Below are 26,006 nucleotides of genomic sequence, written 5' to 3' on the forward strand. Positions count from 1 at the left end.
TATCGATGATAAGCTGTCAAACATGAGAATTCGCGAATGAACAAGCTCCAACGCGAGGCCGTGATCCGAACCGCGCTCGAACTGCTTAACGACGTGGGCATGGAAGGTCTAACGACGCGCCGACTGGCTGAGCGCCTCGGGGTGCAACAGCCAGCGCTCTACTGGCATTTCAAGAACAAGCGTGCGTTGCTCGACGCACTTGCCGAAGCCATGCTGACGATAAATCACACGCATTCGACGCCAAGGGATGACGACGACTGGCGTTCGTTCCTGAAGGGCAATGCATGCAGTTTTCGACGGGCGTTGCTCGCTTATCGCGATGGCGCGCGTATTCATGCCGGGACGCGGCCAGCCGCGCCGCAGATGGAAAAAGCCGACGCGCAGCTTCGCTTCCTTTGCGATGCTGGCTTTTCGGCAGGTGACGCGACCTATGCGTTGATGGCAATCAGCTACTTCACCGTCGGCGCTGTTCTTGAGCAGCAAGCTAGCGAGGCAGACGCCGAGGAGCGGGGCGAAGATCAGTTGACCACCTCAGCGTCTACGATGCCGGCGCGCCTACAGAGCGCGATGAAAATCGTCTACGAAGGCGGTCCGGACGCGGCATTCGAGCGAGGCCTGGCTCTCATCATCGGCGGTCTTGAAAAAATGAGGCTCACTACGAACGACATTGAGGTGCTGAAGAATGTTGACGAATGACAGGGGGCGGCAGGTGCGGAGGGCGCGGTTGCTTCGTCATATGAAGCAAAGTCACCTAGCTGAATTAATGGGTGTGGATCAGGCAACCGTGTCGCGCTGGGAGCGGGGCACCCTTGCATTGTCGGATGGGAGGTGGTCAGCGGTTCTTCAATTGCTTACCGGGCCTTCCGATTCATCGTACGACGCTGCGCTGAAGCGTCTGGTGCAATCCTCCGCCCACAAAGTCCATCTGGTAGCGACCGGACACATTGTTTGCTCGCGGCATCTCCGGCCAGGCAAAGGGAATTGCGGATTGACCTAGCCGAACTCCTTGGTAAATCGCTGCGTGTTTATGCGTCCCCGAGATAGTTGCGGCCGACTCTGCGCTTAATGGGCTCGGTTGGCATGAGGGGCGGCTGGGGTCACTCGAGGTGGATACCGGCCCGAACTGGAGCGAGGAACTTCCATACTGCCAAGGCGAATGCTGTGGGAGCGCATCATGCTCGCTGATGGTAGCCCGGCACTACTTGTTACCACCACAGCTTAATGCGAAGGGTGCTCCTGTTCTTGTGCATATTTTATGCGCTGCTGATTGTGCATCGAACTGATAACCTCAACGGGTCTGCTTTGTAGTTCACCACACCCCTGACGCGCGCGTGCCGGATAAGCAGAACTATGGTGCCGATGGATGTCAGGAACACTCGGCCTGGTTCGTAACTAGGTCGTCCTGCGCGATCCTGCGGCTAGGGCCGGAATCGTGCTCGCCAGTCAGGCGCTGATGAAGCCTATGGGCACTGTTGCAAATAGTCGGTGGTGATAAACTTATCATCCCCTTTTGCTGATGGAGCTGCACATGAACCCATTCAAAGGCCGGCATTTTCAGCGTGACATCATTCTGTGGGCCGTACGCTGGTACTGCAAATACGGCATCAGTTACCGTGAGCTGCAGGAGATGCTGGCTGAACGCGGAGTGAATGTCGATCACTCCACGATTTACCGCTGGGTTCAGCGTTATGCGCCTGAAATGGAAAAACGGCTGCGCTGGTACTGGCGTAACCCTTCCGATCTTTGCCCGTGGCACATGGATGAAACCTACGTGAAGGTCAATGGCCGCTGGGCGTATCTGTACCGGGCCGTCGACAGCCGGGGCCGCACTGTCGATTTTTATCTCTCCTCCCGTCGTAACAGCAAAGCTGCATACCGGTTTCTGGGTAAAATCCTCAACAACGTGAAGAAGTGGCAGATCCCGCGATTCATCAACACGGATAAAGCGCCCGCCTATGGTCGCGCGCTTGCTCTGCTCAAACGCGAAGGCCGGTGCCCGTCTGACGTTGAACACCGACAGATTAAGTACCGGAACAACGTGATTGAATGCGATCATGGCAAACTGAAACGGATAATCGGCGCCACGCTGGGATTTAAATCCATGAAGACGGCTTACGCCACCATCAAAGGTATTGAGGTGATGCGTGCACTACGCAAAGGCCAGGCCTCAGCATTTTATTATGGTGATCCCCTGGGCGAAATGCGCCTGGTAAGCAGAGTTTTTGAAATGTAAGGCCTTTGAATAAGACAAAAGGCTGCCTCATCGCTAACTTTGCAACAGTGCCGGTCAGAACGCGCCCTCAAGGCGCGAGCTGCACCGCGCATGATGGATTATCTTTAGATAATCTTGGATGGATTTCCCAAACTGCCCGCAAAGCAGCGCACCGTCTGGGTTTTCCAAATTGGGACGGGGAACGTTACGACGGCAGAAGGGGAGCGTTACGACGGTAACAAGGGAACGTTACGACGGTAAACGGGTGCAGTTGCCGTGGGGCCAGGCCTCTTGATCTCCCATTTTCCCTTGGCGTATTCGTTCACTACCCAACCCACGGCGGCAAGTTCGGCCAGTGCCTTCCGGGCAGTCTGACGGCGTTTTTTCATAGCTTCGGCATTGGCTTCATCTGGCCAGACATAGCCGCAAAGCGTGTCCAGTTCCACGCGCCCGGATTTGCCGGGGTCGATCCAGCCGCATAGCCGTTGGTGCATCAGCCGTGCCGGATCAGTCTGTAGCACCCGCACTTCCGCCATGTCGATACGGGCATATGGACGATGCCCCAGGATCGCTTCGGCAATACGCGGATTCAGGGCAACCCATAGCCTGCCGTCCGTCTCGTCAAAAGCATGACTCATCAGGTGGAACGCGGCTTGCCGCCGTCCCTTCGTCACAAGGATGGTGACGTTCGACATGCGCAGCAGGCTGGCTTTGAGCGCCTTGATGTTGTCGCCGCTATCCGTCATGCCCGTTTCTGAGAGCAGTTTGGTCAGGCTCTCACGAACCACCAAGCCGTCTTGCTCAATGGCTTCGAAACGGGGTTCAAGGAATAGCCGTAGCTGTCGCCCCGTCTCACTGGTCGGTTCCGGGGTTAGCAAGATGCCGTTCGGGCCGCCAAGGGCCACGATGCCTTGCAAAAGACGCATATCATCGGCCCCGAGAGGTTCGAATCCGACGAAACGCATGGATTCGTCCTCGCCAAAGGTGTAGGTCACGTCCAGCTTGCAGCGTTTGCGATCGCCACGCTTGAGGCTGCGGAACAGGCCAGGTGCCAAACAGTGCGCGGGATCATGTCGGACGTGGGTCAGGTCATGCTTAGGCTTCTTCACGCTGTCTCCTTTTCACCTTGCACTGCCGCTCCAGTACAGCAGGCTTCAACACGCCGCCGTCGTGCCGTCTAAACCAGAGTTCTTGAAAAGGTGCGCCATAGTTGGCCTTGCTGACGCCAAAGCGGACAAAATACCCACGCTGACAATCATCGACCCCCAGTATCTCGGCCTCGCCTTGCGTCATGCCGGATAGGTACGATTGCCAACGGATGTTATCAACCAGTACGGACGATCCACGACTGGCCTGCTGTTGATCGCCCGACCCCATCATGGCTGCGCTTTTACTCGCGTGGTGCAGAAACACAATGGAGCAGCCTGTATCAGCGGCTATGGCCTCCATGTGCCCAACAACCTGCGCCATCGGCCCGCTAGCGTTCTCCTCCTCAATGTGGAAGCGCCGCAAAGTGTCCAAGATCATCAAGCGACGACCTTCAGCGGCTCGTTTGAGAGCATCGAACCAGCTAGCAGCCATGATGTTTGGGCATTTACCGATCAAGGGTTCAATGAGCAAACCATCAGCCACGGCTTGCCGTTCCGCTGCGCTGAGGTGTGCCCCAAGGGCGTGCAGACGATGGTGAATAGCGGCCGGTGGATCTTCAGCAGGCAGATAGACCACTTGCCCGGTGGGAAACTCGCCTATTTCAAGTAAATCAGGCCCGCCTGCAATCTGTGCAGCCAATTGAAGGGCCAACATGGATTTACCAGCCCCACCAGGCGACACAAGAGCACCAACAGTGCCAGCAACCATATTAGGCAGAACATAATCAATGGGTGGCGGCAATTCCGTGAAAGCCGCCATAAGATCAAGAGCCATATAACTAGCCCTCTATAGGGCCAGGTCGCGCAGCTTGATCACCCGATGATTTACGTGCCTCAATCCACTCTTCGACCTCTGACAAATCCCAGGCGACATTTCTACTGGTTAACGCGATACGGCGTGGAAAATCCCCTCGCTGCTCCAGGTTATAAATTGTTCGTGTCGAAAGCGGGATCATCTCCAGGAGCTTCTTCCTGTTGATGAGGGTCTTTATATTTTGCATGGGTCAATACCTCTCAAATGAATAGTTGCTATTCATCGAGTAGCTGCGCGAAGCAGCTAATCGGTAATTGACCTGCCCGATGCCAATGGCGGCCTTATTTATAAATTCACGGCATCAACTTCAATGCTATCAAAGATAGCAAAAACATCAACCCTTACTGCCTCCCGAAGTCCACTCATCAATCATATCGGCCCAATCCTGCAACATCGCCGCCCGCTGCTCGCGGTACTCAGCCTTGTTGTAGACAGCCCTCACGCCCTTCTGCTCGTGCGCCAGGCACTTCTCGATCCAGTCGGTGTTGTAGCCGGCCTCATGCAACAGCGTGCTGGCTGTGCGCCGCAAATCATGCGGTCCGAACTTGGTAAGTGACTTCCCATCTTTCTGCGCCGCCTTGTAAGTCAGCGTCAGCACCTGGTTAAGTGTGGCAGCGCTCATCGGCGCATCCGAGTCGTACCGTGATGGCAAAACGAAGTCGGAACCACCGGCAAAGGTTTTCATGGCAATGAAAATATCCAGAGCCTGCTGGGACAGAAATACCAGGTGCGGGTTACGGCGTTTCATCCGCTCCTTTGGAATCGTCCACAACGCTTCGCTGAAATTGATCTCGCTCCAGGTCGCATTGGTCAGCTCGCTCTTGCGCACCATCGTCAGCAATAACAGCTTGGCCGCCGCACGGTTTGTTGGGCTTGTGCCCACTCGCTCCATGTACTGGTACATCAGCCCAATTTCTTCTGGCGTCAACGCTCGGTCACGTGGCTCGAATCGAGCGATGCTTGTTGGGCGCACCAGTTCTGCCGGGTTTTCGACCTTCTGCCCACGCTCGATGGCCCAGCGAAATACCTGCAACACGATTTCACGCACATGAACGGCGGTGGCCGGTGCGCCTCGCTCAACAATGGCATCAGCCAGCGCCCGCAAGTCTTCGTGGGTGATCTCCACCAGCTTCTGATTGCTGAATTTCGGCTTCAGCTCACGCTCATAAACCGAGCGGCGCATATCGCGGGTGGAGTCGGCCATCTGGTAGCCACGCAGCCACTTCTCCGCCCAGGCACCGAACGTCTCTGCATCTTTCACCCGCGCCTTGTCTCGGGCTTTCTCCTTGGCCGGCGACTTGCCCGCCGCAACCATCTTCTTGGCGTCACCCAACAGCTCGCGGGCTTCGGCCAGGGTGATGCCACCGACACCATAACGCCCAAAGGTGATGGTCTCCTGCCGACCGTTGATTGAGTAGTTGTAACGGAACGAGATGGAGCCGGCTGGAGTCACTGCCACATAGAGACCTTCCCGGTCATTCACTTTGTAGAGTTTGTCCCTGGGCTTGAGATTGCGCAGCTTGGTATCGGTCAGCATGTACCTTGTCCTTCTTCGTCTCCGATACCATGCTGAAAAAATCTCGAATTTATCGTATTTTTTCTTACGAAACAGTAACTTATAGAATATTAATACCATGAACACACAAAAGAACGCAGCATGGTATCGGCATCAATCATGGCATCGCCAAACCATAATACCAGCTTTAATGCCATGCTCAAACGGTGCTTGGCGCTTCCTCCCGTTGCCAGATCGTGCCAAACACAAACAAAAAAAAGCCCGCAATTACGCGGGCTTAGCGGCATTTCATGCCATCAGGTGCCTGGCTGTGCCAGACGCGGAATCATTCCCACTCAATCGTCGCCGGCGGCTTGCTCGACACATCGTAGGTTACGCGGTTAATGCCACGCACTTCATTGATGATTCTCGAAGACACCTTCTTGAGCAGCGTATACGGCAGTTCGGCCCAGTCGGCGGTCATGAAGTCGCTGGTCTGCACCGCGCGCAGCGCCACCACGTAATCGTAGGTGCGGCCGTCGCCCATCACGCCGACGCTTTTCACGGGCAGGAAGACGGTAAAGGCCTGGCTGGTCATGTCGTACCAGCTCTTGCCGGTTTTTTCGTCGATGCAGGCACGCAGTTCCTCGATGAAGATGGCGTCGGCGCGGCGCAGCAGGTCGGCGTATTCCTTCTTCACCTCGCCCAGGATGCGCACGCCCAGGCCCGGGCCGGGGAAGGGGTGACGGTAGACCATGGCGTGCGGCAGGCCCAGGGCCACGCCCAGCTCGCGCACTTCGTCCTTGAACAAGTCGCGCAGCGGCTCCAGCAGTTTCAGACCCAGCTGCTCGGGCAGGCCGCCGACGTTGTGGTGGCTCTTGATGGTGACGGCCTTTTTGCCGCCGGACTCGATAACGTCGGGGTAGATGGTGCCCTGGGCCAGAAAGCTTGCACCCTTGTGGCCGCCGCCGGCCTGCTTGAGCTTGGCGGCCTCGGCCTTGAAGACGTCGACGAACAGGCCGCCGATGATCTTGCGCTTTTGCTCAGGCTCGCTCACCCCCGCGAGCTTGGAGAGGAACAGCTCGGACGCATCGACGCGGATGACCTTGGCGTGCAGCTTGCCTTCGAACATCTCCATGACCATGTCGCCTTCATGAAGGCGCAGCAGGCCGTGGTCGACAAACACGCAGGTGAGCTGGTCACCGATTGCGCGGTGGATCAACGCGGCGGCCACCGATGAGTCGACGCCGCCGGACAGGCCCAGGATCACCTCCTCGTCGCCTACCTGCTCGCGGATGCGGGCAATGGCCTCTTCGACATGGTCGCTCATCACCCAGTCGGCGCGCGCGCCGCAGATCTCGCGCACGAAGCGCGTCAGCAGCGCCGCGCCCTGCACCGTGTGCGTGACCTCTGGGTGGAACTGCACCGCGTAGTAATGGCGCGCCTCGTCGGCCATACCCGCGATGGGGCAGCTGGCATTGCTGGCCATGACCTTGAAGCCCGGCGGCAGCTGCGTGACCTTGTCGCCATGGCTCATCCAGACCTTGAGCATGCCGTGGCCTTCGGGCGTGGCGAAGTCTTCGATCCCCTTGAGCAGGGCGGTGTGACCGTGGGCACGCACCTCGGCGTAGCCGAATTCGCGCGTATGGCCGCCCTCGACCTTGCCGCCAAGCTGGTTGGCCATGGTCTGCATGCCGTAGCAGATGCCCAGAACGGGAATGCCCAGCTCGAACACCGCGTCCGGTGCCTTGTCGTCGACCTCGTACACGCTGGCGTGGCTGCCCGAGAGAATCACGCCCTTGAGCCTGCCGTCGGCGGCAAACTGGCGCACCCAGTCGCTGCCGACGTCACAAGGGTGAACCTCGCAGTACACATGGGCTTCGCGCACGCGGCGGGCAATCAGCTGGGTGACCTGGGAGCCAAAGTCGAGGATGAGGATCTTGTCGTGTTGCATGGTGGGGCGACAGGGTCGGGAAAAGACAAAGGCCCGAACGCCTTGGAGCGGGTTCGGGCCTGCGGTGCGCCAGCTTTCAGTCGGCGCGGTAGTTGGGGGCTTCCTTGGTGATCTGCACGTCGTGCACGTGCGACTCGCGGATGCCAGCGGCCGTGATCTGCACGAACTCGGCCTTGTCGTTCATCTCGGCAATCGTCGCACAGCCGCAATAGCCCATAGCTGCGCGCACGCCGCCGGCCATCTGATAGACGATGCTGACCATGCTGCCCTTGTAGGGCACGCGGCCTTCGATGCCCTCGGGCACCAGCTTGTCGGCCTGGGGGTTGCCGGTGGTTGCTTCCTGGAAGTAGCGGTCTGCGCTGCCCTGCTGCATCGCGCCAATCGAGCCCATGCCGCGGTAGCTCTTGTAGGAGCGTCCCTGGTAGAGGATGACCTCGCCCGGCGCCTCTTCGGTGCCGGCGAACATGCCGCCCATCATGATGGTGGAGGCGCCTGCCGCAATCGCCTTGGCGATGTCGCCCGAGAAGCGGATGCCGCCGTCGGCAATCAAAGGCACGCCCGTGTCCTTGAGCGCAGTGGCTACGTTGTCGATGGCCATGATCTGCGGTACGCCCACGCCCGCGACGATACGGGTGGTGCAGATCGAGCCGGGGCCGATGCCGACCTTGACCGCGTCGGCGCCGGCCTCGACCAGCGCCAGCGCTGCGGCGCCGGTGGCGATGTTGCCGCCGATCACGTCGACCGCGGGATAGTTTTGCTTGACCCAGCGCACCCTGTCGATCACGCCCTTGCTGTGGCCGTGGGCGGTATCAACGACGATGGCGTCCACGCCGGCCTTGACGAGAAGTGCGACGCGCTCTTCAGTGCCCGCACCCACGCCTACAGCAGCGGCCACGCGCAGGCGGCCTTCGCTGTCGCGCGCGGCGTTGGGGAAGGTGGTCTGCTTGTTGATGTCCTTGACGGTGATCAGGCCCTTCAGTTCAAAGGCGTCGTTCACCACCAGCAGGCGCTCCAGCTTATGACGGTTCAGCAGTGCCTTGGCCTGCTGCGGGCTGGTGTGATCCTTTTCGTTCACGGTGACCAGCTTCTCGCGCGGCGTCATGATCTGGTGCACCTTGACGTCGTAGCGCGTCTCGAAGCGCACGTCGCGGCTGGTCACGATGCCGACCACCTTGCCGCCGTCGCACACCGGAAAGCCCGAGATGCCCAGGTTTTCCGACAGCTCCAGCACCTGCAGCACCGTGTGCTCGGGAGTGATGACCACCGGGTCGTGCACCACGCCCGACTCGTGGCGCTTGACCTTGGCCACCTCGGCGGCCTGCTGCTCGGCCGTCATGTTCTTGTGGATGACGCCAATGCCACCCTCCTGCGCGATGGCGACGGCCAAGCGCGCCTCGGTCACGGTGTCCATGGCGGCGGACACCAGCGGCAGGTTCAGGGTGATGTTGCGCGTGAAGCGCGTGGCGAGAGAAGTGTCCTTGGGCAGGACCTGGGAGTACGCGGGCACCAGCAACACATCGTCGAAGGTGAGCGCTTTTCCGAGAAGGCGCATGGGTAAAGGCTCCAAAAGAGGGATTGTACCCGTCAAGCCAAAGCTCGCGCAGCGGCGTGCCGACAGCCGGATGCACACCTATTGATTACCTCCAGTTACACTGCACGGTATGAAACTGCACCAGCACCTCTTGTGGCTCTCCGCGCTCGTATACGCCACTGCGGCGCCCGCTCAATGGCAATGGGTCGACCAGGGCGGCCGCAAGGTCTTCAGCGACCGCCCACCGCCGTTGAGCGTGCCGGACAAGAACATCCTGCAGCGCCCGCACGGCAACACTCTGGTTCCGCCGACGACCGCACCCGCCCAGTCGGAGGCGCCCGGCACACCCGTTGCGGATACAAACGACGCCCCGGCCGGCGACGCAGCCGCACCGCAGGCGGACAACGCGGCCGAAGGCGCACCGCAACCCCAGGCGCCCGCTACCGCCGGCGCAGGCCAGGACAAGCCGCTCGCCGACAAGCTTGCGCAGCAGCAGGCCGCCGAGGCCGCACAGCAAAAAGCCCGCGAACAGGAGCAGGCGCAGCGCCAGGCCAAGTTGAAGGCCGACAACTGCGCCCGCGCGCGGCAGACGCAGGCCACGCTGACCTCGGGCCGGCTGCTGGCCCACACCAACAGCCGCGGCGAGCAAGGCTTCATGGACGATGCAACGCGCAACGCCGAGCTCAAGCGCGTGCAGCAAGTCATCGACAGCGACTGCAAGTAACCTTCGAGCGCGGCGAGCAACGCCCCGCGCGGATCAAATACACGTCAACGCCGGTGCTCAAACAAGCCGGCCGCGCGCTTGCCCTGGGCGTCAAAGCGCGCACGCCGCGCCACCTTGGGGTCGACGCGCAAGTCGCGCACCACCTCGACGCGGTCGCCGCGCTGCAGCGGCGCATCCAGCGCCACCGCCCTGCCCCAGATGCCACAGTGCAGCGCGCCGTCCGCGCACGCCTGCTGCAGGCCGGCGGCGGCAAGCGCCTGCGCCACAGTGGCGCCGGGCGGCAGCTGCAAGGCCAGCTCACGCACCCGGCCGGGCTCGGTCGACCAGGCAAGAACGATGTCCAGCGGCGCCGACACAGGCGTCTCAGCCATAGACTTTCTGGGCACGCTCGATGAAGGCGTCAACCAGGCTGGAAGCAATGCGGTCGAACACCGGTCCGACGACGGTTGCCAGCGTACGGCTGGAGAAACCGTAGCGCAGCTCCAGCTGCACCTTGCAGGCGCGCTGGCTGCCATCGCCCACGGGCAGAAAATGCCAGTCGCCATCGAGGTGAGAGAACGGCCCCTGCACCAACTCCATCGTCACGCGCCGGCCCTCCTCGTGCGTGTTGCGCGTGACGAAGGACTTGCGCAGCCCCGCCAGCGACATGCCCACCTCGGCCATCATTCCGCCGTCAAAGCGCTCCAGCACACGGGCATGGTCGCACCAGGGCAGGAACTGCGGGTATTTCTCCACATCCGTCACCAGAGCAAACATTTCTGCGGGGCTGTACCAGATCAGGACGGATTTGTTGACGGTTTTCATGCAAGAGCGGTGGCCGGCGGCTGCCGCGGCACGCGGTGTGCCGCCGCGCTGGCCCTAGAATCCATGGGTTCGCAAAAGCAGGCATTGTAGAGAGGGCTTGCAACCGATTGTTTGCACCCCACTTCAACGCCATGGCCAAGAAATCCGATTCATCGTCCCGCATTGCCGACAACAAGAAAGCGCTCTTCAACTATTTCATAGAAGAGCGCCACGAGGCGGGCATGGTGCTGCACGGCTGGGAGGTCAAGGCGCTGCGCAGCGGCAAGGTGCAGCTCACCGACGGCTACGTGGTCATCAAGAACGGCGAGCTGTTCCTGATCGGCTGCCAGATCAACCCGCTCAAGACCGCGTCCACCCACGTCAGCCCCGACGCCGTGCGCATCAAGAAGCTGCTGCTGCACAAGGACGAGATCCGCCGCCTGATCGGCAAAGTGGAGCAAAAGGGCTACACCCTGGTGCCGCTGAATCTGCACTGGAAGAACGGCCGCGCCAAGTGCGAGATTGCGCTGGCCAAGGGCAAGGCCGAGCACGACAAGCGCGACACCATCCGCGAGCGCGAGGGCAAGCGCGAGGTCGAGCGCGCGATGAAGAGCCGCCACCGCTGAAGCGGCGTGGCTCAGCCTTCAACCCGTACTTCGTCGCTGACCAGCACCGGCAGATAGACGTCGACGAAGTCCTGCGGCAGGCGGCGCGGGCGGCCGCTTTGCAGATCCACACACACCAGCTCCCAGCGCCCGCGCAGCACGGTGGCGCCATCGCGCGGACGCACCAGCTGAAAGCGCCGGCGCATCGTCAGCTTGCCGTCGCTCGCGCTGATCCAGGTGCCCAGCAGCAGCTCGTCGCCCAGCAGCGAGGGCAACAGGTAGTCGTACTCGGCCTGGCGGATCACCATGGCGCGGCCCAGGCGATGGTAGTCGGGGACGGCCAGTCCCAGCGCCGCGGAATGCGCCCAGCCTGCCTGCTCGCACCAGCGCACGTAGACCGCGTTGTTAGTGTGGCGCAGCTCGTCGATGTCGTCCTCGCACGGCGACAGCGCCAGCGTGAACGGTCGTGGCCAATCCCACGGCAGATCGGCGGGCGCGGCGGCTGCATGCATCAGGCCAGCGCCGCCAGCGGGTGAGCGTAGGCCGGCCAGGGGCTGGCAAAGAATTGCTGCACCAGTTGCAGATCGACGTCCTCGATGCGCGCCGGGCTCCAGGCAGGGCTGTGATCCTTGTCCACGGCCAGCGCACGAATGCCTTCCAGCGTCTCGCTCTCGCCAGGGCGCAGGTAAAAGCAGTGGCGCACCATGTCGCGCTCCATGCGCAGGTCATCGCCCAGCTCCATGCCGCGCGCGCGGCGGATCTGCTCGAGCACCACGTGCAGCATCAGCGGCGAGCGCTTGCGCAGCACCGCAGCCGTCTCCTGCGCCCATGCGCTGTCGTCCGCTTCCAGCGCGGCGATCATCTCGCGCACGCTGGTCAGCGCAAACACGCGATCGATCTGCGCGCGCTCGGCAACTTGCGGCTCGGGTGCACTGTGCAGCTGGCCCTGAATCCACTGCTGCACCGCCTGGCCGTCGGCGAAGCGCTGCGTGGCCAGGCCGTCCCACACGCCGGCCTGGCGGTCGCTTTCCAGAAAGCCGTCGGCCAGCGCAAAGGCCAGCGCATCGGCCGCGCCAATGGTCTGGCCGGTCAGCGCCAGCCATTCGCCGACATGGCCCGGGCAGCGGCTCAGAAAGTAGCCGCCGCCCACGTCGGGGAACAGGCCGATCGCGGTCTCGGGCATGGCCATCTTCGTGCGCTCGGTGACGATGCGCAGCGTGCCGCCCTGGCTGATGCCCATGCCGCCGCCCATGACGATGCCGTCCATGAAAGCGATGTAGGGCTTGCCATAGGTGTGGATCAGGTGGTTGAGCGCGTACTCCTCGGTGAAGAAGTCCTCGATCTCGGGGTTGCCGCTGCTGCCCGCCGCGTGCAGAAAACGGATGTCGCCGCCCGCGCAGAACGCGCCGAACGGCCCCTCCTTGTTGCTGCCGCGAATGGCCACGGCCAGCACTGCGTCGTCGTGCTGCCAGGCCAGCAGCTGCGCCATCAGGTCGCGCACCATGGCCAGCGACAGCGCATTGAGCGCCCTGGGCCGGTTGAGCGTGATGCAACCCACCTGGCCGCGCAGCTCGGCAACCACATCACCCGTCATCTCCACCATGCTTGTTCCTTTCATCGAGGTCGTTCATTGAAAACCGGTACAACCAGCGCGCAGCGATTATGCAAGCCATCCCCGCTGCCGCCTGACGCCACCGCGCCATGCGGCGCGGCAGGCGCCGGCTCACGCCGATGCGCCGCCCGGGCGCCAGCGCTGCGCCGGCCAGTGCACGGTGAACACGCTGCCCTGCCCCAGGGTGCTGTCGATCGACAGCTGCGCGCCGTGGCGCTGCAGCACATGCTTGGCAATCGCCAGGCCCAGGCCGGTGCCGCCCGACTCGCGCGAGCGGCTGCGGTCGATGCGGTAGAAGCGCTCGGTCAGGCGCGGCAGGTGCTCTGGTGCGATGCCGGGGCCGCTGTCGCGCACGGCAAAGCGCGCGCTGCCGTCCGGCTGGAGCTGCCAATCGACGCGGATGCTGCCGCCCGCCGGCGTGTAGCGCACCGCGTTGCCGATCAGGTTGGACAGCGCGCTGTGCAGTTCCTCGGGATTACCAGCCAGTTCGCCGCATGACAGCAGCTGCTCCGCATCCGGAAACACCAGCCGCTGGGGCGTTGCGCCCGCTGGCGTGAGCTGAACCGACAGCGTGCGCGCCTCCTGCTCGCAGCGCTGCAGCAACTGGCCCACGCCCGTCCAGCAATCCATGCCCGGCGGCGCGCTGCCTTCCAGGCGCGAGAGCGTCAGCAGGTCTTGCACCAGGTGCTGCATGCGCCGGGCCTGCTGCGCCATCAGGCCCAGGTAGCGCGCGCGCTCGTCGTCTTGCAGGGGCAGGGTTTGCAGCGTCTCGACAAAACCGGCCAGCACGGTGAGCGGCGTGCGGATCTCGTGCGAGACGTTGGCAACGAAGTCGCGGCGCATCGCATCGGCCTGCTCCAGCTGCGTGATGTCGCGCGAGAGCATCAGCCGCCGTCCCTCGCCATAAGGGTGCAGGCGCACCGACAGCCGCACCGGGTGCGCGGGCGTGCTGTCTCGCCCGGGCAGTTGCACGTCGTGCCGGTAGTCGCCCGCTGCCAGATAGGCGCTGAATTCGGGCTCGCGCAGCAGGTTGCCGATGGACTGCATCCGGTCACGCTCCGCGTCCAGGCCGAAATGCTCGGCCGCCGTCTGGTTGCACCATTCGATGTGGCCCGCGGCATCGAGCAGGATGACGCCGTTGGGCGAGGCCTGCAGCGCGTCCAGAAAAGCTTGCAGGCGCGCGTCGCTGGCGCCCGCCTGCTGCTCGCGCTGGCGCAGCAGGCGACGCATGCGGTCTGCCGCCTCGCCCCACTGGCCGCCCACGCCGCGCAGCGCCGGCGCCTGGGCGGCCTCGCCCCCCTGGCGCAGCCAGGCCAGCACGCGCTGGGCGCGCCAGGCCTGCCAGCCCCAGTACAGCCAGGACGCCAGCGCCACGCCGGCGGCCGCGCCCCAGGGGCCGGCGGCCCAGGCTCCCGCCGCCGCACCCAGCAGTTGGGCGGCGAGAAAAATCACCAGATGCCAGAACATGGGCGCGCCACCTCTGTTGCGTACCAACGCACGACTGCTGGAGTCATGGCGCCGCCGTGATGCGGTAGCCCGCACCGCGCACGGTCTCCAGCATGGCTGCCGCCTCGCCCAGCGCCTCGCGCAGGCGCTTGACGTGCACGTCCACGGTGCGTTCCTCGATGAACACGTGGTCGCCCCAGACCTTGTCGAGCAGCTGCGCGCGGCTGTGCACACGCTCGGCATGGCGCATCAGGTGGTGCAGCAGCTTGAACTCGGTCGGCCCGAGCTTGAGCGGCTCGCCGGCATGGCTCACGCGGTGCGTGGCCGGGTCGAGCACCAGGGCGCCCACCACCACCGGCTGGCCATCGAGCTCGGGCGCGCGCCGGCGCAGCACGGCGCGGATGCGCGCCAGCAGTTCCTGGGTCGAGAACGGCTTGGTGATGTAGTCGTCGGCGCCGGCATCCAGCCCCGCCACCTTGTCCGGCTCGTCGCCGCGCGCGGTCAGCATCAGCAGGGGCACGGGCCGGGTGCGCGCATCGGCGCGCCACTTGCGCGCCAGCTGCAGGCCGCTCTGGCCCGGCAGCATCCAGTCGAGCAGGATCACGTCGGGCAGTGCCGCGTCGAGCTCGCGCTGGGCGGCGGCGCCGTCCTCGGCCCAGATGGGTGCAAAGCCGTTGTGGCGCAGGTTGACGGAGATCAGCTCGGCAATCGCCGGCTCGTCCTCGACGACAAGAATCGTGGGAAGTTTTCTCATTGGATGGCGGATTCGATCTCGGACATGGACTGGTGGCGCACGTCCTTGCCCTCGACCAGGTAGATGATCAGCTCGGCGATGTTCTTGGAATGGTCGCCGATGCGCTCTATGGCCTTGGCCAGGAACAGCAGATCCAGGCTGGCCGAGATGGTGCGCGGGTCTTCCATCATGTAGGTGATGAGCTTGCGCACGAAGCCGTCGAACTCATGGTCGATCAGGTCGTCCTCCTTCAGGATGGCCAGCGCTGCCTTGGTGTCCAGCCGCGCGAACGCATCGAGCGCCTTGCGCAGCAGGCCCGAGGCCAGGTCGGCCGCCACGCGCAGGTCGCTGCTGGGCAGCGAGCGCGCCGCGCCGCTCTCGATGATCGAGCGCACCATGCGCGCCATGCGCGCGGCTTCGTCGCCCATGCGTTCGAGGTTGTTGGTCGCCTTGGAAAACGCCATCAGCAGGCGCAGGTCGCGCGCCGTGGGCTGGCGCCGGGCAATGATGGTGATCAGCTCGTGGTCGATCTCGACCTCCATCTGGTTGACGCGGTTCTCGATGAACGCGACCCGGTCGGCCGCCTCCAGGCTGAACTGGGACAGCGCGGCGATGGCCTGGCGGATCTGCGATTCCACGAGCCCGCCCAGCTCCATGACACGGGCCGAGATATCGTGCAGTTCGCTGTCGAACTGGGTGGAGAGGTGTTTGTCGGTCATGGTGTGTGCAGGGTATTGCGGTATTCACTCCTTCCCCCTCTGGGGGAAGGCGGGGATGGGGGCTCGCCATGCATGACGACAGCGCCAGGCCAGCGCCGCTGGCCCCCACCCCTGCCCTCCCCCAAAGGGGGAGGGGGTCAAAAATCAGCCAAAACGGCCAGTGATGTAGTCCTCGGTTTCCTTGCGCTGGGGCTTGAAGAAGATGTCCTGCGTGGCGCCGAACTCCACCAGGTCGCCCAGGTACATATAGGCCGTGTAGTCGCTGCAGCGCGCTGCCTGCTGCATGTTGTGCGTGACGATGACCACCGTGTAGTCGTTCTTGAGCTCGGCGATCAGCTCCTCGATTTTCGCCGTCGAGATCGGGTCCAGCGCCGAGCAGGGCTCGTCGAGCAGCAGCACCTCGGGCCGGATGGCGATGCCGCGCGCGATGCACAGGCGCTGCTGCTGCCCGCCCGACAGGCCGGCACCGCTCTGCGTGAGCTTGTCCTTGACCTCGTTCCACAGCGCGGCCTTCTTCAGCGCCCATTCCACGCGCTCGTCCATGTCGGTGGCGTTCAGGTTTTCAAACAGCTTCACGCCGAAGGCGATGTTGTCGTAGATCGACATCGGGAACGGCGTGGGCTTCTGGAACACCATGCCGACCTTGGCGCGGATCAGCGCCACGTCCTGGCGGCTGGTGAGCAGATCCTCGCCGTCGAGCAGGATCTGCCCCTGGGCGCGCTGCTCGGGGTAGAGCTCGAACATGCGGTTGAAGGTGCGCAGCAGCGTCGATTTGCCGCAACCCGAAGGCCCGATGAAGGCCGTGACCTTGTTCTCTGGAATGTCGAGGTCGATGCCCTTCAGGGCATGGAACTTGCCGTAGTAGAAGTTCAGGTCGCGCACGGCCAGCTTGGCGCGCGGCGCTGGGGCCACAGTGGCTACAGAAGACATGGGGCGATTCCTTATTTCTGGCGCGTCAACACGCGCGCCAGGATGTTGAGGCCCAGCACCGCGGCGGTGATGAGGAAGACGGCGGCCCAGGCGAGCTGCTGCCAGTTCTCGTACGGGCTCATGGCAAATTTGAAGATGGTCACCGGCAGGCTGGCCATGGGTTTACTCAGGTCGCCGTTCCAGAACTGGTTGTTCAGCGCGGTAAAGAGCAGCGGCGCCGTCTCGCCCGCGATGCGCGCCACGGCCAGCAGCACGCCGGTGATCACGCCGGCGCGCGCGGCGCGCAGCGTCACCAGCAGGATGACCTTCCACTTGGGCGTACCCAGGGCGTAGGCTGCCTCGCGCAGGCTGGCGGGCACCAGGAGCAGCATGTTCTCCGTCGTGCGGATGACCACCGGGATGACGATCAGCGCCAGCGCCAGCACCCCGGCCCAGCCGGAAAAGCTCTTGAAGCGCGCCACCACCACGGTGTAGACGAACAGGCCCAGCACGATGGAGGGGGCGGACAGCAGGATGTCGTTGACGAAGCGCGTGCAGGGCGCAAGCCAGCCCCGGCGCCCGTATTCGGCCAGGTAGACGCCGGCCAGGATGCCGATGGGCGTGCCCACGAAAGTGGCCAGCGCCACCATCACGCCCGAGCCGAAGATGGCGTTGGCCAGGCCGCCGGCCTCGTTGGGCGGGGGCGTCATCTCGGTGAAGAGCGAGAGCGACAGCCCTGAGAGGCCCAGGCGAATCGTCTCCCACAGGATCCACACCAGCCAGAACACGCCAAAGGCCATGGCCGCCAGCGACAGGGCCAGCGCCACCTGATTCACGCGCCGGCGCGCGGCAAAGCGCTGCGCCCGCAGATGGGCCAGATCGGCGGCGGAGATGAGTTTTTGCGAGGTGGTCATTGGATAACCTCCGTGCTTCGCACTGCGGTGCGAGCCCCCTTCGGGACGGCCGTGCGGGGGCTCATGCGCGCTCCCCCTCGCCCTTTTGCAGTCGTGACAGCAGCAGCTTGGACAGTGCCAGCACCACGAAGGTGATGAAGAACAGCACCAGCCCCAGGTAGATCAGCGAGGCCTGGTGCAGACCCTCGCCGGCCTCGGCAAACTCGTTGGCCAGCGCCGAGGTGATGCTGTTGGCGGCCTCGAACACCGAGAGCGAATTGAGCTGGTTCATGTTGCCGATCACGAAGGTCACGGCCATGGTCTCGCCCAGGGCGCGGCCCAGGCCCAGCATCACGCCGCCGAGCACGCCGGTCTTGGTGTAGGGCAGCACCACCTTCCACACCACCTCCCAGGTGGTGGCGCCCAGGCCATAGGCCGATTCCTTGAGCAGCGCCGGCGTCACTTCAAACACGTCGCGCATCACCGAGGCGATGAACGGGATGATCATGATCGCCAGGATGATGCCGGCCGACAAAATGCCAATGCCCACCGGCGGCCCCGACACCAGCGCGCCCAGGTAGGGCACGCCCTTGAACAGCGCCTGCAGCGGCTGCTGCACCCAGGTGGCCAGGAGGGGGCCGAACACCATCAGCCCCCACATGCCGTAGACGATGGAGGGCACGGCGGCCAGCAGCTCGATGGCCGTGCCCAGCGGGCGCTTGAGCCAGGCGGGCGAGAGCTCGGTCAGGAACAGCGCAATGCCGAAACTCACCGGCACGGCGATCAGCAGGGCAATGGCCGAGGTCATCAGCGTGCCGTAGATCATCACCAGGCCGCCGTAGTCGTTCTGGACCGGATCCCAGGCCGTGCTGGTGAGAAAACCCAGCCCGTAATGCCGGATGGAGGGCCAGGCGCCGATCACCAGCGACACCAGCACGCCGGCGAGCAGCGCCAGCGTGAGCAGGGCTGCGCCGTGCGCCAGGGCGGCAAACAGCCGGTCGGCCCAATGCGCGGGCAGCCAGGGGCTGCGCCCCGGTGGCCCGCCGGATTGGACCAGGGGCGGTGCGGCGGAAGTCAAGGAGGTGGGCACGGGACGGCCTTCTGAATGCATGGCGCGGCGGCGGACAGCAAAAGCCCCCGCCAGGGCCGGATTATTTCAGTGCGACAGGCTTGCCCGCGCCATCGACGATCTGCCCCCAGGATTGGGCGATCACGCCCTTGACCGCCTCGGGCATGGGCACGTAGTCCAGGTCGGCCGCCGTCTTGTCGCCGTTCTGGTAGGCCCACTCGAAGAATTTCAGCACCGTGGCGGCCTGCTGCGGCTTGTCCTGCGCCTTGTGCATCAGGATGAAGGTAGCGCCGGTCAGCGGCCAGGCAGTCTTGCCGGGCTGGTCGGTCAATATCTGATGAAAACTCTGGCTCCAGTCGGCCCCTGCCGCGGCGGCCTTGAAGCTGTCATCCTCGGGGGCGACGAACTGGCCGTCGGCGTTCTGCAGCCGCACCCAGTTCATCTTGTTCTGCTTCACGTAGGCGTACTCGACGTAGCCTATGGAGTTGGCCAGGCGGCCGACGAAGGCGGCCACGCCCTCGTTGCCCTTGCCGCCCGCGCCCAGCGGCCAGTTCACCGCCGTGCCCTCGCCCACCTTGGCCTTCCACTCGGCGTTCACCTTGGACAGGTAGTTGGTGAAGATGAAGCTGGTGCCCGAGCCGTCGGCGCGGCGCACCACTGCGATGTCGGCGTCCGGCAGGCTGACGCCGGGGTTCAGCGCCATGATCGCCGGGTCGTTCCACCGGCCGATCTTGCCCAGGTAGATGTCGCCCAGCACCTGGCCGCTCAGCCTGAGCTGGCCGGGCTGCAGCCCCTTGATGTTGACCACCGGCACCACGCCGCCGATCACGGTGGGAAACTGCACCAGGCCTTTCCTGGCCAGGTCTTCGTCCTTGAGCGGCGCATCCGAGGCACCGAAGTCCACCGTCTTGGCCTCGATCTGGCGCAGGCCCGCACCCGAGCCGACCGACTGGTAGTTGATCTTCACCCCCGTGGCCTTGTGGTAGTCAGCCGCCCACTTGGCGTACAGCGGCGCGGGGAAGCTGGCGCCCGCGCCGGTGGCCTCACCCTGGGCCCAGGCGGCGGGCAGCAGGACGGCTGCGCCGGCTACGGCGGCCAGCCGGCGCAGCCGGCGCAGAGAAGGAATCAGTGTCTGGAACATCGCATACCCTGAAGGTTGTTGGGATGCCCGCCACTGTAGAAACCTTGTGTGACAGCCATGTGACAGCGTAGAACCGCCATCGCACCATGCCGCCGCCGTAGCGGCCCTGCGCCGCTATTCGCGCCTCAGCCGTTTTCGCGCGAGGCGCGCTTGCGGTCGTGCTCCTTCAAGTGGCGCTTGCGCAGGCGAATGCTCTTGGGCGTGATCTCGACCAGCTCGTCGTCCTCGATGAACTCGACGCCGTACTCCAGCGTCAGGTCGATGGGCGGCGTGATCTTGATCGCGTCCTCCTTGCCGCTGACGCGGAAGTTGGTCAGCTGCTTGGTGCGCGTGGCGTTGACGACCAGGTCGTTGTCGCGGCTGTGGATGCCGACGATCATGCCCTCGTACACCGGGTCGCCCGCCTTGACGAACATGCGGCCGCGGTCGTCGAGCTTGCCCAGGGCGTAGGTGAAGATCTCGCCGTCGTCCATGCTGATCAGCACGCCGTTCTTGCGCCCGCCGATCTCGCCGCGGTAAGGCTCATAGCCGTCGAAGATGTTGGAAATCAGGCCGGTGCCGCGCGTGAGGTTCAGGAATTCGTTGGTGAAGCCGATCAGCCCGCGCGCCGGAATGCGGTATTCCAGGCGCACGCGCCCGCGGCCGTCGCTCTCCATGTTGGTCAGCTCGCCCTTGCGCTCGCCCAGCGCCTGCATCACGCCGCCCTGGTGGCCCTCCTCGATGTCGGCCGTGACCAGCTCGATCGGCTCGCAGCGCACGCCATCGATGTCCTTGAACACGACGCGCGGCTTGCTGACGGCCAGCTCGTAGCCCTCGCGGCGCATTTCTTCCAGGAGGATGGTCAGGTGCAGCTCGCCGCGGCCCGAGACCTCGAACACGCCGTCCTCGCTGGTTTCCTTGATGCGCATGGCCACGTTGGAGCGCAGCTCTTTTTGCAGCCGATCCCAGATCTGGCGGCTGGTGACGAACTTGCCCTCGCGCCCGGCCAGCGGGCTGGTGTTGACGCAGAAATTCATGGTCAGCGTCGGCTCGTCGATCTTGAGCATGGGCAGCGGCTGCGGATTGGCGACGTCGGTGATGGTCTCGCCGATGCCGATGTTCTCGATGCCGTTGATCAGCACGATCTCGTCGGGGCCGGCTTCGCTGACCTGCACGCGGTCCAGGCCCTGGAACTGGTGGATCTGGTTGATGCGGCCCTTGTACGACACACCACCCGGGCCGGCCATGACCAGCACGTCCTGGCCCGCGCGCAGCGTGCCCTGGTTGATGCGGCCCACGCCGATGCGGCCGACGAAGGTGGAGTAGTCGAGCGCCGAGACCTGCATCTGCAAGGCAGCAGCGGGGTCGCCCTGCACCGTCGGCACGTGCTGCAGGATGGTGTCGAACAGCGCCGACATGTCGGGGCCCCACTGCTCGCCGGGCTCGCCCTGCTCCAAAGAACTCCAGCCGTTGATGCCCGAGGCGTAGACGACGGGGAAGTCGAGCTGCTCGTCGGTCGCGCCCAGCTTGTCGAACAGGTCGAACGCGGCGTTCACCACGTAGTCCGGCCGCGCGCCGGGCTTGTCCACCTTGTTGACGACGACGATGGGCTTGAGGCCCAGCGCCAGCGCCTTCTTGGTGACGAAGCGCGTCTGCGGCATCGGGCCTTCCTGGGCGTCGATCAAGAGCACCACGCCGTCGACCATGGACAGCGCGCGCTCGACCTCGCCGCCGAAGTCCGCGTGGCCGGGCGTGTCAAGGATGTTGATGTGCGTGCCCTTCCAGGACACGGCGCAGTTCTTGGCCAGGATGGTGATGCCGCGCTCGCGCTCGATGGCGTTGTTGTCCATCACCGTGTCGACGACTTTCTCGTGCGCGGCAAAGGTGCCGGACTGGCGCAGCAGCTGGTCGACCATGGTGGTCTTGCCGTGGTCGACGTGGGCAATGATGGCAATGTTGCGAATTTGTTTGCTCATGGCGGGTTCGCTTTCGTGGGGAGAGGTGTGATGGAGGATCAGGCGCTGGCCGCGCCCTGCAGGATTTGTTCGATTTCAACGGGGCTGAGCAGCCGGTCGGGAATCAGCTCGCCGCCCGCGGCATGGGCCACGCCCAGCAGCGCATGCGGCTGGGCGCCGTAGACGGCCACCGCCGGCGCATCGGGCCAGGGGCCGCGCCGGCGCAGGCCGGTGAGAAAGCGCCCGGCCTCGGCCGCGTCCAGCACGACGCGCTGGTGCTGCGCCAGCAGCGCGTCGACGGGCAGCAGCGCCGCCAGGCGCGCGGCCTCGTCCATTGCGGTGAGCTGCTCCAGCGTGACGCAGCGCGCCAGGCCTATGCCGCCGGTGCCCGTGCGCCGCAGCTGCACCAGGTGGGCGCCACAACCCAGCTGCTCGCCGATGTCCTCGGCCAGCGTGCGGATGTAGGTGCCCTTGCTGCAGGTGACGGTGATTTTCAGCGCCGCATCGCCGGCGTCGGTCTGCACCGGCGCCAGTTGCAGCTCATGGATGGTGACCTCGCGCGCGGGGCGCTCGATCTCGACACCGGCGCGCGCGTATTCGTACAAGGCCTTGCCGTCTTTCTTCAGCGCGCTGTACATCGGCGGCACCTGGTGAATCGCGCCAGTGAACTGCGCCTGCACCGCAGCCAGACGCGCCGGCGTGAGTTGCGCCGGGTCGACCGCACGCCGTTGCAGCACCTGGCCCTCGGCATCGCCGGTGGAGGTGGTCGCGCCCAGCAGCGCGATGGCTTCGTAGGTCTTGGGCGCATCCAGCTGCAGCGCGCTGAACTTGGTCGCCGCGCCAAAGCACAGCGGCAGCACGCCGGTGGCCAGCGGGTCGAGCGTGCCTGTGTGGCCGGCCTTTTCGGCGCGCAGCAGCCACTTGACCTTTTGCAAGGCGTCGTTGGATGAAAGCCCCAGGGGTTTGTCCAGCAGCAGCACTCCGTGCACCGGGCGCCGCTGCACCCGGGTACGGGGAGCGCGCGCGGTCATGCCTGTTCGTCGTCCTTGGAACGCGAGGCGACGGCGCGCGCGATCAGCGCGTTCATGTCGGCCGCGCGCTCGGTCGTGCGGTCGTAGACGAAGTGCAGCGTCGGCACCGTGTGGATGGACAGGCGCTTGAACAGGCCGTTGCGCAGAAAGCCCGCGCCCTGGTTGAGCGCCTGCTCGGACGCCTGGCCATCGCCCACCAGCACGCTGAAGAACACCTTGGCGTGGGCGTAGTCGGGCGTGACCTCCACGGCCTGCAGCGTCACCATGCCCAGGCGCGGATCCTTGAGCTCGCGGATCAGCTCGGCCAGATCACGCTGGATCTGGTCTGCCACCTGGAAGCTGCGGTTGGGTTTGGTAGTTTTCTTGGCCATGTCGTCGGTTGGGCTTCATGCGCGCCGGGCAGCATGCCCGGCCGCGCATGATCGCGTCACAAAGTACGGGCGACTTCCTTGATCTCGAACAGTTCGAGCTGGTCGCCTTCCTTGATGTCGGTGTAGTTGCGCAGCTTGATACCGCACTCGAAGCCTTCCTTGACTTCCTTGACGTCGTCCTTCAGGCGGCGCACCGATTCCACCTCGCCGGTGTAGATGACCACGTTGTCGCGCAGCAAGCGGAACTTGCAGCCGCGCGTGACCTGGCCCGAGGTGATGTAGGAGCCGGCAATGGTGCCGATCTTGGTCGCCACGAACACGGTGCGGATCTCGGCCGTGCCGATGGCCTCCTCGCGCTGCTCGGGCGCCAGCATGCCGGACATCGCCGCCTTCAACTCATCGACGGCGTCGTAGATGATGTTGTAGTAATTCAGCTGGACGTCGCTGGCCTCGGCGTGCTTGCGCGCATTGGCGTCGGCACGCACGTTGAAGCCGATGATCAGCGCCTTCGACGCGATCGCCAGGTTGACGTCGCTCTCGCTGATGCCGCCCACGCCGGCGTAGACCAGCTGCACCTTGACCTCGTCGGTCGAGAGCTTGAGCAAGGAGGCGGCCAGCGCCTCCTGCGAGCCCTGCGCGTCGGCCTTGATGATGATCGGCAGGTGCTGCACCTCGCCGGCCTGCATCTCGGCAAAGACGCTTTCCATCTTCGCCGCCTGCTGCTTGGCCAGCTTGGTGTTGCGGAACTTGCCCGCACGGTAGGTCGCAACCTCGCGCGCCCGGCGCTCGTCCTGCAGAACCATGAAGTCGTCGCCGGCGCGCGGCACCTCCGACAGGCCCTGGATCTCGACCGGAATCGACGGACCGGCTTCCTTGGTCGGCTTGCCGTCCTCGTCGACCATGGCGCGCACGCGGCCAAAGGTCTGGCCGGCCAGCACGATGTCGCCGACCTTGAGCGTGCCCGACTGCACCAGCACCGTGGCCACCGGGCCGCGACCCTTGTCCAGCTGCGCCTCGATCACCAGGCCCTTGGCCATGGCTTCGACCGGCGCCTTCAGCTCCAGCACCTCGGCCTGCAGCAGAACCTGCTCGAGCAGGTCGTCGATGCCCTGGCCGGTCTTGCTCGACACCGCCACGAAGGGCGAGTCGCCGCCGTATTCCTCGGGCACGACCTGCTCGGCCACCAGCTCTTGCTTGACCTTCTCGGGATTGGCCTCGTGCTTGTCCGCCTTGGTGATGGCAACCACGATGGGCACGCCCGCCGCCTTGGCGTGCTTGATGGCCTCGCGCGTCTGCGGCATCACGCCGTCATCGGCCGCGCAGACCAGGATCACGATGTCGGTGGCCTGCGCGCCACGGGCACGCATGGCCGTGAAGGCCTCGTGGCCCGGGGTGTCCAGGAAGGTGACGATGCCGCGCGGCGTCTTCACGTGGTAGGCACCGATGTGCTGTGTGATGCCGCCGGCCTCGCCCGGCGCCACCTTGGCGCGGCGGATGTAGTCCAGCAGCGAGGTCTTGCCATGATCCACGTGGCCCATGACGGTGACCACCGGTGCACGCGGCAGGGCCTCGGCTTCCTGTGCGGAGACCTCCTCGTCGGTGAATGCCTCCGGGTCGTCCAGCGCCGCCACCAGCGCAGTGTGGCCCATCTCCTCGACGATGATCATCGCCGTGTCCTGGTCCAGCGGCTGGTTGATGGTGACCATCTGGCCCATCTTCATCAGCACCTTGATGACCTCGCTGGCCTTGATGGCCATCTTGTGCGCCAGCTCGGCCACGGTAATGGTCTCGGGCACGTGCACTTCCAGCACGCGCTGCTCCACGGGTGCCGCCGGCTGGCGCTGGCCGCGGTCGTCGCGCGCATTGCCGCGGCGCCCGCCGCCCCGGGGGCCGGAGCGCCAGCCGCCACGGCCGCCGCCGGAGTCCCCGCGGGTCTTGATTTCCTTTTTCTTGGCCGGATCGCCTGCCCAGCTCGACGACAGCTTGGCGGACTTGACCTCCTTGCTGCCCCCGGGCGCGGCGCCGGCAGCACCGGCGCGCGCGCCTGCGGCCGGCTTGTGCAGCGTGCCCTTGGCATCGGCCTTGGCCGCCGGCTTGGCCTCCTCGGCCGCCTGCGGCTTCTTGGCCACCAGCACCTTCTTGGGCGCGGCCATCATGGCGCGAATCGCCTCGGCCTCGGCCAGCGCCTTGCGCCGGCGCTCATCCAGGTCGACGGCGCGCGCAGCCTCCTCGGCGGCGCGGGCCCTGGATTCCTCCTCGGCCTTGGCGCGCGCCTCGGCGGCAGCCTCGGCACGGGCCTGCGCCTCGGCCGCGGCCTGATCCTTGGCCTCCTGGCGCTCGGCCTTGACCTCGGCCTTCTTCTGCGCCTGCCCGGCGGCATAGGCGGCAGCGCGCTCTTCAGCTTCGCGCTCGCGCTGCTCGCGCGCCTCGCGGGCAGCGCGCTCGGCCGCCAGGTCTTCCTCCTGGCGACGGATCAGCTCGGCCTGGCGGCGCGCCTCTTCCTCGCGGCGCGCCAGCTCGGCCTGCTCGGCGGATACGGGCGCCGGCGCCTCGGGCGCCTCGGCCACTTCGTCGCGCTTGATGAAGGTGCGCTTCTTGCGCACCTCCACCTGGATGGTGCGCGCCTTGCCCGAGGCATCGGCCTGCTTGATCTCGGTGGTCGACTTCTTGACCAGCGTGATCTTCTTGCGCTCACTGCCCTGCACGCCGTGCGAGGCCTGCAGGTGGGCGAGCAGCTTTTGCTTGTCGCTCTCGTGCAGCGTGTCGCTCACGGACGCCTTGGCAACGCCGGCCTCCTTGAGTTGTGCAAGCAAGTCCTTGGGGGATTTGTTGAGTTCAGCAGCGAACTCGGCAACGGTATTTGACATATTCAGTTTGGACCT

General features: G+C 64.8%; 26 protein-coding genes. 5 read left to right on the forward strand and 21 right to left on the reverse strand.

Features of this window, described 5'->3' with window-relative positions; all coding sequences use genetic code 11:
• The first annotated feature begins 36 nt into the window (after positions 1–36).
• From tetR(C) to ABD767_RS06390, 3 genes are all read left to right on the forward strand, one after another.
• Positions 37–696: a tetracycline resistance transcriptional repressor TetR(C) gene (gene tetR(C) / locus ABD767_RS06385; protein ID WP_001038045.1), complete on the forward strand. Its 660-nt coding sequence runs from the start codon at positions 37–39 to the stop codon at positions 694–696.
• Positions 683–997 carry a helix-turn-helix domain-containing protein gene (locus ABD767_RS17275; protein WP_061342203.1) on the forward strand — a complete coding sequence of 105 codons (315 nt, stop codon included), beginning with the start codon at positions 683–685 and terminating at the stop codon, positions 995–997. The genes tetR(C) and ABD767_RS17275 overlap by 14 nt, the downstream gene beginning before the upstream one ends.
• A 531-nt stretch (positions 998–1,528) precedes the next feature.
• Positions 1,529–2,233, forward strand: coding sequence for an IS6-like element IS26 family transposase (locus ABD767_RS06390; protein WP_001067855.1), 705 nt, complete (start codon positions 1,529–1,531; stop codon positions 2,231–2,233).
• Between the two features lie 206 nt (positions 2,234–2,439).
• On the opposite strand, the gene repC is transcribed toward ABD767_RS06390, so the two are convergent.
• From repC to guaB, 6 genes are all read right to left on the reverse strand, one after another.
• Positions 2,440–3,321, reverse strand: a complete 882-nt coding sequence (repC, locus tag ABD767_RS06395; protein WP_000743064.1) for a replication protein C, IncQ-type — start codon at positions 3,319–3,321, stop codon at positions 2,440–2,442.
• Positions 3,308–4,135, reverse strand: a complete 828-nt coding sequence (locus tag ABD767_RS06400; protein ID WP_001162384.1) for a helicase RepA family protein — start codon at positions 4,133–4,135, stop codon at positions 3,308–3,310. The genes repC and ABD767_RS06400 overlap by 14 nt, the downstream gene beginning before the upstream one ends.
• Before the next feature lie 4 nt (positions 4,136–4,139).
• Positions 4,140–4,361: a helix-turn-helix transcriptional regulator gene (locus ABD767_RS06405; protein WP_001179606.1), complete on the reverse strand. Its 222-nt coding sequence runs from the start codon at positions 4,359–4,361 to the stop codon at positions 4,140–4,142.
• Between the two features lie 147 nt (positions 4,362–4,508).
• Entirely contained in the window at positions 4,509–5,711 is a 1,203-nt protein-coding gene (locus ABD767_RS06410) for a tyrosine-type recombinase/integrase (protein ID WP_000954590.1), read from the reverse strand.
• A 304-nt stretch (positions 5,712–6,015) separates the two neighbouring features.
• Positions 6,016–7,623, reverse strand: coding sequence for a glutamine-hydrolyzing GMP synthase (gene guaA / locus ABD767_RS06415; RefSeq protein WP_103044996.1), 1,608 nt, complete (start codon positions 7,621–7,623; stop codon positions 6,016–6,018).
• 76 nt (positions 7,624–7,699) lie between these two features.
• A complete protein-coding gene (guaB, locus tag ABD767_RS06420; RefSeq protein ID WP_103044997.1) occupies positions 7,700–9,175 on the reverse strand; it encodes an IMP dehydrogenase in 1,476 nt (491 codons plus the stop codon).
• Between the two features lie 109 nt (positions 9,176–9,284).
• Between guaB and ABD767_RS06425 the strand changes: the two genes are divergently transcribed.
• Positions 9,285–9,878 (forward strand): DUF4124 domain-containing protein, encoded by a 594-nt coding sequence (locus ABD767_RS06425; RefSeq protein ID WP_103044998.1) that lies wholly within the window; start codon positions 9,285–9,287, stop codon positions 9,876–9,878.
• A 44-nt stretch (positions 9,879–9,922) separates the two neighbouring features.
• Here the strand turns inward: ABD767_RS06425 and ABD767_RS06430 are convergent, their stop codons facing one another.
• Both ABD767_RS06430 and ABD767_RS06435 read right to left on the reverse strand, forming a co-directional pair.
• Entirely contained in the window at positions 9,923–10,249 is a 327-nt protein-coding gene (locus ABD767_RS06430; RefSeq protein WP_103044999.1) for an RnfH family protein, read from the reverse strand.
• Positions 10,242–10,682, reverse strand: coding sequence for an SRPBCC family protein (locus ABD767_RS06435; protein ID WP_103045000.1), 441 nt, complete (start codon positions 10,680–10,682; stop codon positions 10,242–10,244). Before ABD767_RS06435 ends, ABD767_RS06430 begins: the two co-directional genes overlap by 8 nt.
• A gap of 131 nt (positions 10,683–10,813) precedes the next feature.
• Between ABD767_RS06435 and smpB the strand changes: the two genes are divergently transcribed.
• Positions 10,814–11,287, forward strand: coding sequence for an SsrA-binding protein SmpB (smpB, locus tag ABD767_RS06440; RefSeq protein ID WP_103045018.1), 474 nt, complete (start codon positions 10,814–10,816; stop codon positions 11,285–11,287).
• A gap of 11 nt (positions 11,288–11,298) precedes the next feature.
• Here smpB and ABD767_RS06445 read toward each other — a convergent pair whose 3' ends face one another.
• The 13 genes from ABD767_RS06445 to infB all read right to left on the reverse strand — a co-directional run bounded on the left by ABD767_RS06445 (position 11,299) and on the right by infB (position 25,991).
• Positions 11,299–11,778, reverse strand: a complete 480-nt coding sequence (locus tag ABD767_RS06445; RefSeq protein ID WP_344868853.1) for an acyl-CoA thioesterase — start codon at positions 11,776–11,778, stop codon at positions 11,299–11,301.
• Positions 11,778–12,869, reverse strand: a complete 1,092-nt coding sequence (locus tag ABD767_RS06450) for a 3-hydroxyisobutyryl-CoA hydrolase (RefSeq protein ID WP_103045002.1) — start codon at positions 12,867–12,869, stop codon at positions 11,778–11,780. Before ABD767_RS06450 ends, ABD767_RS06445 begins: the two co-directional genes overlap by 1 nt.
• 120 nt (positions 12,870–12,989) lie before the next feature.
• Positions 12,990–14,345 carry a phosphate regulon sensor histidine kinase PhoR gene (phoR, locus tag ABD767_RS06455; RefSeq protein WP_103045003.1) on the reverse strand — a complete coding sequence of 452 codons (1,356 nt, stop codon included), beginning with the start codon at positions 14,343–14,345 and terminating at the stop codon, positions 12,990–12,992.
• A gap of 43 nt (positions 14,346–14,388) precedes the next feature.
• Entirely contained in the window at positions 14,389–15,078 is a 690-nt protein-coding gene (gene phoB, locus ABD767_RS06460) for a phosphate regulon transcriptional regulator PhoB (protein ID WP_103045004.1), read from the reverse strand.
• Positions 15,075–15,776: a phosphate signaling complex protein PhoU gene (phoU, locus tag ABD767_RS06465; protein ID WP_103045005.1), complete on the reverse strand. Its 702-nt coding sequence runs from the start codon at positions 15,774–15,776 to the stop codon at positions 15,075–15,077. The genes phoB and phoU overlap by 4 nt, the downstream gene beginning before the upstream one ends.
• A 144-nt stretch (positions 15,777–15,920) precedes the next feature.
• The gene (gene pstB / locus ABD767_RS06470) at positions 15,921–16,706 is read right to left on the reverse strand and encodes a phosphate ABC transporter ATP-binding protein PstB (RefSeq protein WP_103045006.1); all 786 of its coding nucleotides are present in this window, start codon (positions 16,704–16,706) and stop codon (positions 15,921–15,923) included.
• An 11-nt stretch (positions 16,707–16,717) separates the two neighbouring features.
• A complete protein-coding gene (gene pstA, locus ABD767_RS06475; RefSeq protein WP_103045007.1) occupies positions 16,718–17,599 on the reverse strand; it encodes a phosphate ABC transporter permease PstA in 882 nt (293 codons plus the stop codon).
• Between the two features lie 61 nt (positions 17,600–17,660).
• Entirely contained in the window at positions 17,661–18,689 is a 1,029-nt protein-coding gene (gene pstC / locus ABD767_RS06480; protein WP_425549899.1) for a phosphate ABC transporter permease PstC, read from the reverse strand.
• 40 nt (positions 18,690–18,729) lie between these two features.
• On the reverse strand, positions 18,730–19,788 hold the full coding sequence (pstS, locus tag ABD767_RS06485; RefSeq protein ID WP_344868860.1) for a phosphate ABC transporter substrate-binding protein PstS: 1,059 nt from the start codon (positions 19,786–19,788) through the stop codon (positions 18,730–18,732).
• A gap of 125 nt (positions 19,789–19,913) precedes the next feature.
• Positions 19,914–21,743: a translational GTPase TypA gene (typA, locus tag ABD767_RS06490; RefSeq protein WP_103045009.1), complete on the reverse strand. Its 1,830-nt coding sequence runs from the start codon at positions 21,741–21,743 to the stop codon at positions 19,914–19,916.
• 38 nt (positions 21,744–21,781) lie between these two features.
• Positions 21,782–22,753, reverse strand: coding sequence for a tRNA pseudouridine(55) synthase TruB (truB, locus tag ABD767_RS06495; protein WP_103045010.1), 972 nt, complete (start codon positions 22,751–22,753; stop codon positions 21,782–21,784).
• A complete protein-coding gene (gene rbfA / locus ABD767_RS06500) occupies positions 22,750–23,124 on the reverse strand; it encodes a 30S ribosome-binding factor RbfA (RefSeq protein WP_103045011.1) in 375 nt (124 codons plus the stop codon). Before rbfA ends, truB begins: the two co-directional genes overlap by 4 nt.
• 56 nt (positions 23,125–23,180) lie before the next feature.
• Positions 23,181–25,991: a translation initiation factor IF-2 gene (gene infB / locus ABD767_RS06505; protein ID WP_103045012.1), complete on the reverse strand. Its 2,811-nt coding sequence runs from the start codon at positions 25,989–25,991 to the stop codon at positions 23,181–23,183.
• Positions 25,992–26,006 lie beyond the last annotated feature (15 nt).

The organism is Comamonas faecalis, assembly GCF_039538025.1.
Classification (GTDB): Bacteria; Pseudomonadota; Gammaproteobacteria; order Burkholderiales; family Burkholderiaceae_C; genus Comamonas_C; species Comamonas_C faecalis.

Bases quoted from the DNA above. Each gene is read 5' to 3' on its own strand.
- smpB (WP_103045018.1), top strand. From the start codon at position 10,814: ATGGCCAAGAAATCCGATTCATCGTCCCGCATTGCCGACAACAAGAAA.
- rbfA (WP_103045011.1), bottom strand. From the start codon at position 23,124: ATGGCCAAGAAAACTACCAAACCCAACCGCAGCTTCCAGGTGGCAGAC.
- pstS (WP_344868860.1), bottom strand. From the start codon at position 19,788: ATGTTCCAGACACTGATTCCTTCTCTGCGCCGGCTGCGCCGGCTGGCC.
- ABD767_RS06450 (WP_103045002.1), bottom strand. From the start codon at position 12,869: ATGGTGGAGATGACGGGTGATGTGGTTGCCGAGCTGCGCGGCCAGGTG.
- typA (WP_103045009.1), bottom strand. From the start codon at position 21,743: ATGAGCAAACAAATTCGCAACATTGCCATCATTGCCCACGTCGACCAC.
- ABD767_RS06390 (WP_001067855.1), top strand. From the start codon at position 1,529: ATGAACCCATTCAAAGGCCGGCATTTTCAGCGTGACATCATTCTGTGG.
- guaB (WP_103044997.1), bottom strand. From the start codon at position 9,175: ATGCGCCTTCTCGGAAAAGCGCTCACCTTCGACGATGTGTTGCTGGTG.
- phoU (WP_103045005.1), bottom strand. From the start codon at position 15,776: ATGACCGACAAACACCTCTCCACCCAGTTCGACAGCGAACTGCACGAT.
- ABD767_RS06435 (WP_103045000.1), bottom strand. From the start codon at position 10,682: ATGAAAACCGTCAACAAATCCGTCCTGATCTGGTACAGCCCCGCAGAA.
- ABD767_RS06405 (WP_001179606.1), bottom strand. From the start codon at position 4,361: ATGCAAAATATAAAGACCCTCATCAACAGGAAGAAGCTCCTGGAGATG.
- phoR (WP_103045003.1), bottom strand. From the start codon at position 14,345: ATGTTCTGGCATCTGGTGATTTTTCTCGCCGCCCAACTGCTGGGTGCG.
- truB (WP_103045010.1), bottom strand. From the start codon at position 22,753: ATGACCGCGCGCGCTCCCCGTACCCGGGTGCAGCGGCGCCCGGTGCAC.
- ABD767_RS06430 (WP_103044999.1), bottom strand. From the start codon at position 10,249: ATGGCTGAGACGCCTGTGTCGGCGCCGCTGGACATCGTTCTTGCCTGG.
- pstC (WP_425549899.1), bottom strand. From the start codon at position 18,689: ATGCATTCAGAAGGCCGTCCCGTGCCCACCTCCTTGACTTCCGCCGCA.
- ABD767_RS06425 (WP_103044998.1), top strand. From the start codon at position 9,285: ATGAAACTGCACCAGCACCTCTTGTGGCTCTCCGCGCTCGTATACGCC.
- ABD767_RS06400 (WP_001162384.1), bottom strand. From the start codon at position 4,135: ATGGCTCTTGATCTTATGGCGGCTTTCACGGAATTGCCGCCACCCATT.
- pstA (WP_103045007.1), bottom strand. From the start codon at position 17,599: ATGACCACCTCGCAAAAACTCATCTCCGCCGCCGATCTGGCCCATCTG.
- pstB (WP_103045006.1), bottom strand. From the start codon at position 16,706: ATGTCTTCTGTAGCCACTGTGGCCCCAGCGCCGCGCGCCAAGCTGGCC.
- phoB (WP_103045004.1), bottom strand. From the start codon at position 15,078: ATGAGAAAACTTCCCACGATTCTTGTCGTCGAGGACGAGCCGGCGATT.
- ABD767_RS06445 (WP_344868853.1), bottom strand. From the start codon at position 11,778: ATGCATGCAGCCGCCGCGCCCGCCGATCTGCCGTGGGATTGGCCACGA.
- infB (WP_103045012.1), bottom strand. From the start codon at position 25,991: ATGTCAAATACCGTTGCCGAGTTCGCTGCTGAACTCAACAAATCCCCC.
- ABD767_RS17275 (WP_061342203.1), top strand. From the start codon at position 683: ATGTTGACGAATGACAGGGGGCGGCAGGTGCGGAGGGCGCGGTTGCTT.
- guaA (WP_103044996.1), bottom strand. From the start codon at position 7,623: ATGCAACACGACAAGATCCTCATCCTCGACTTTGGCTCCCAGGTCACC.
- ABD767_RS06410 (WP_000954590.1), bottom strand. From the start codon at position 5,711: ATGCTGACCGATACCAAGCTGCGCAATCTCAAGCCCAGGGACAAACTC.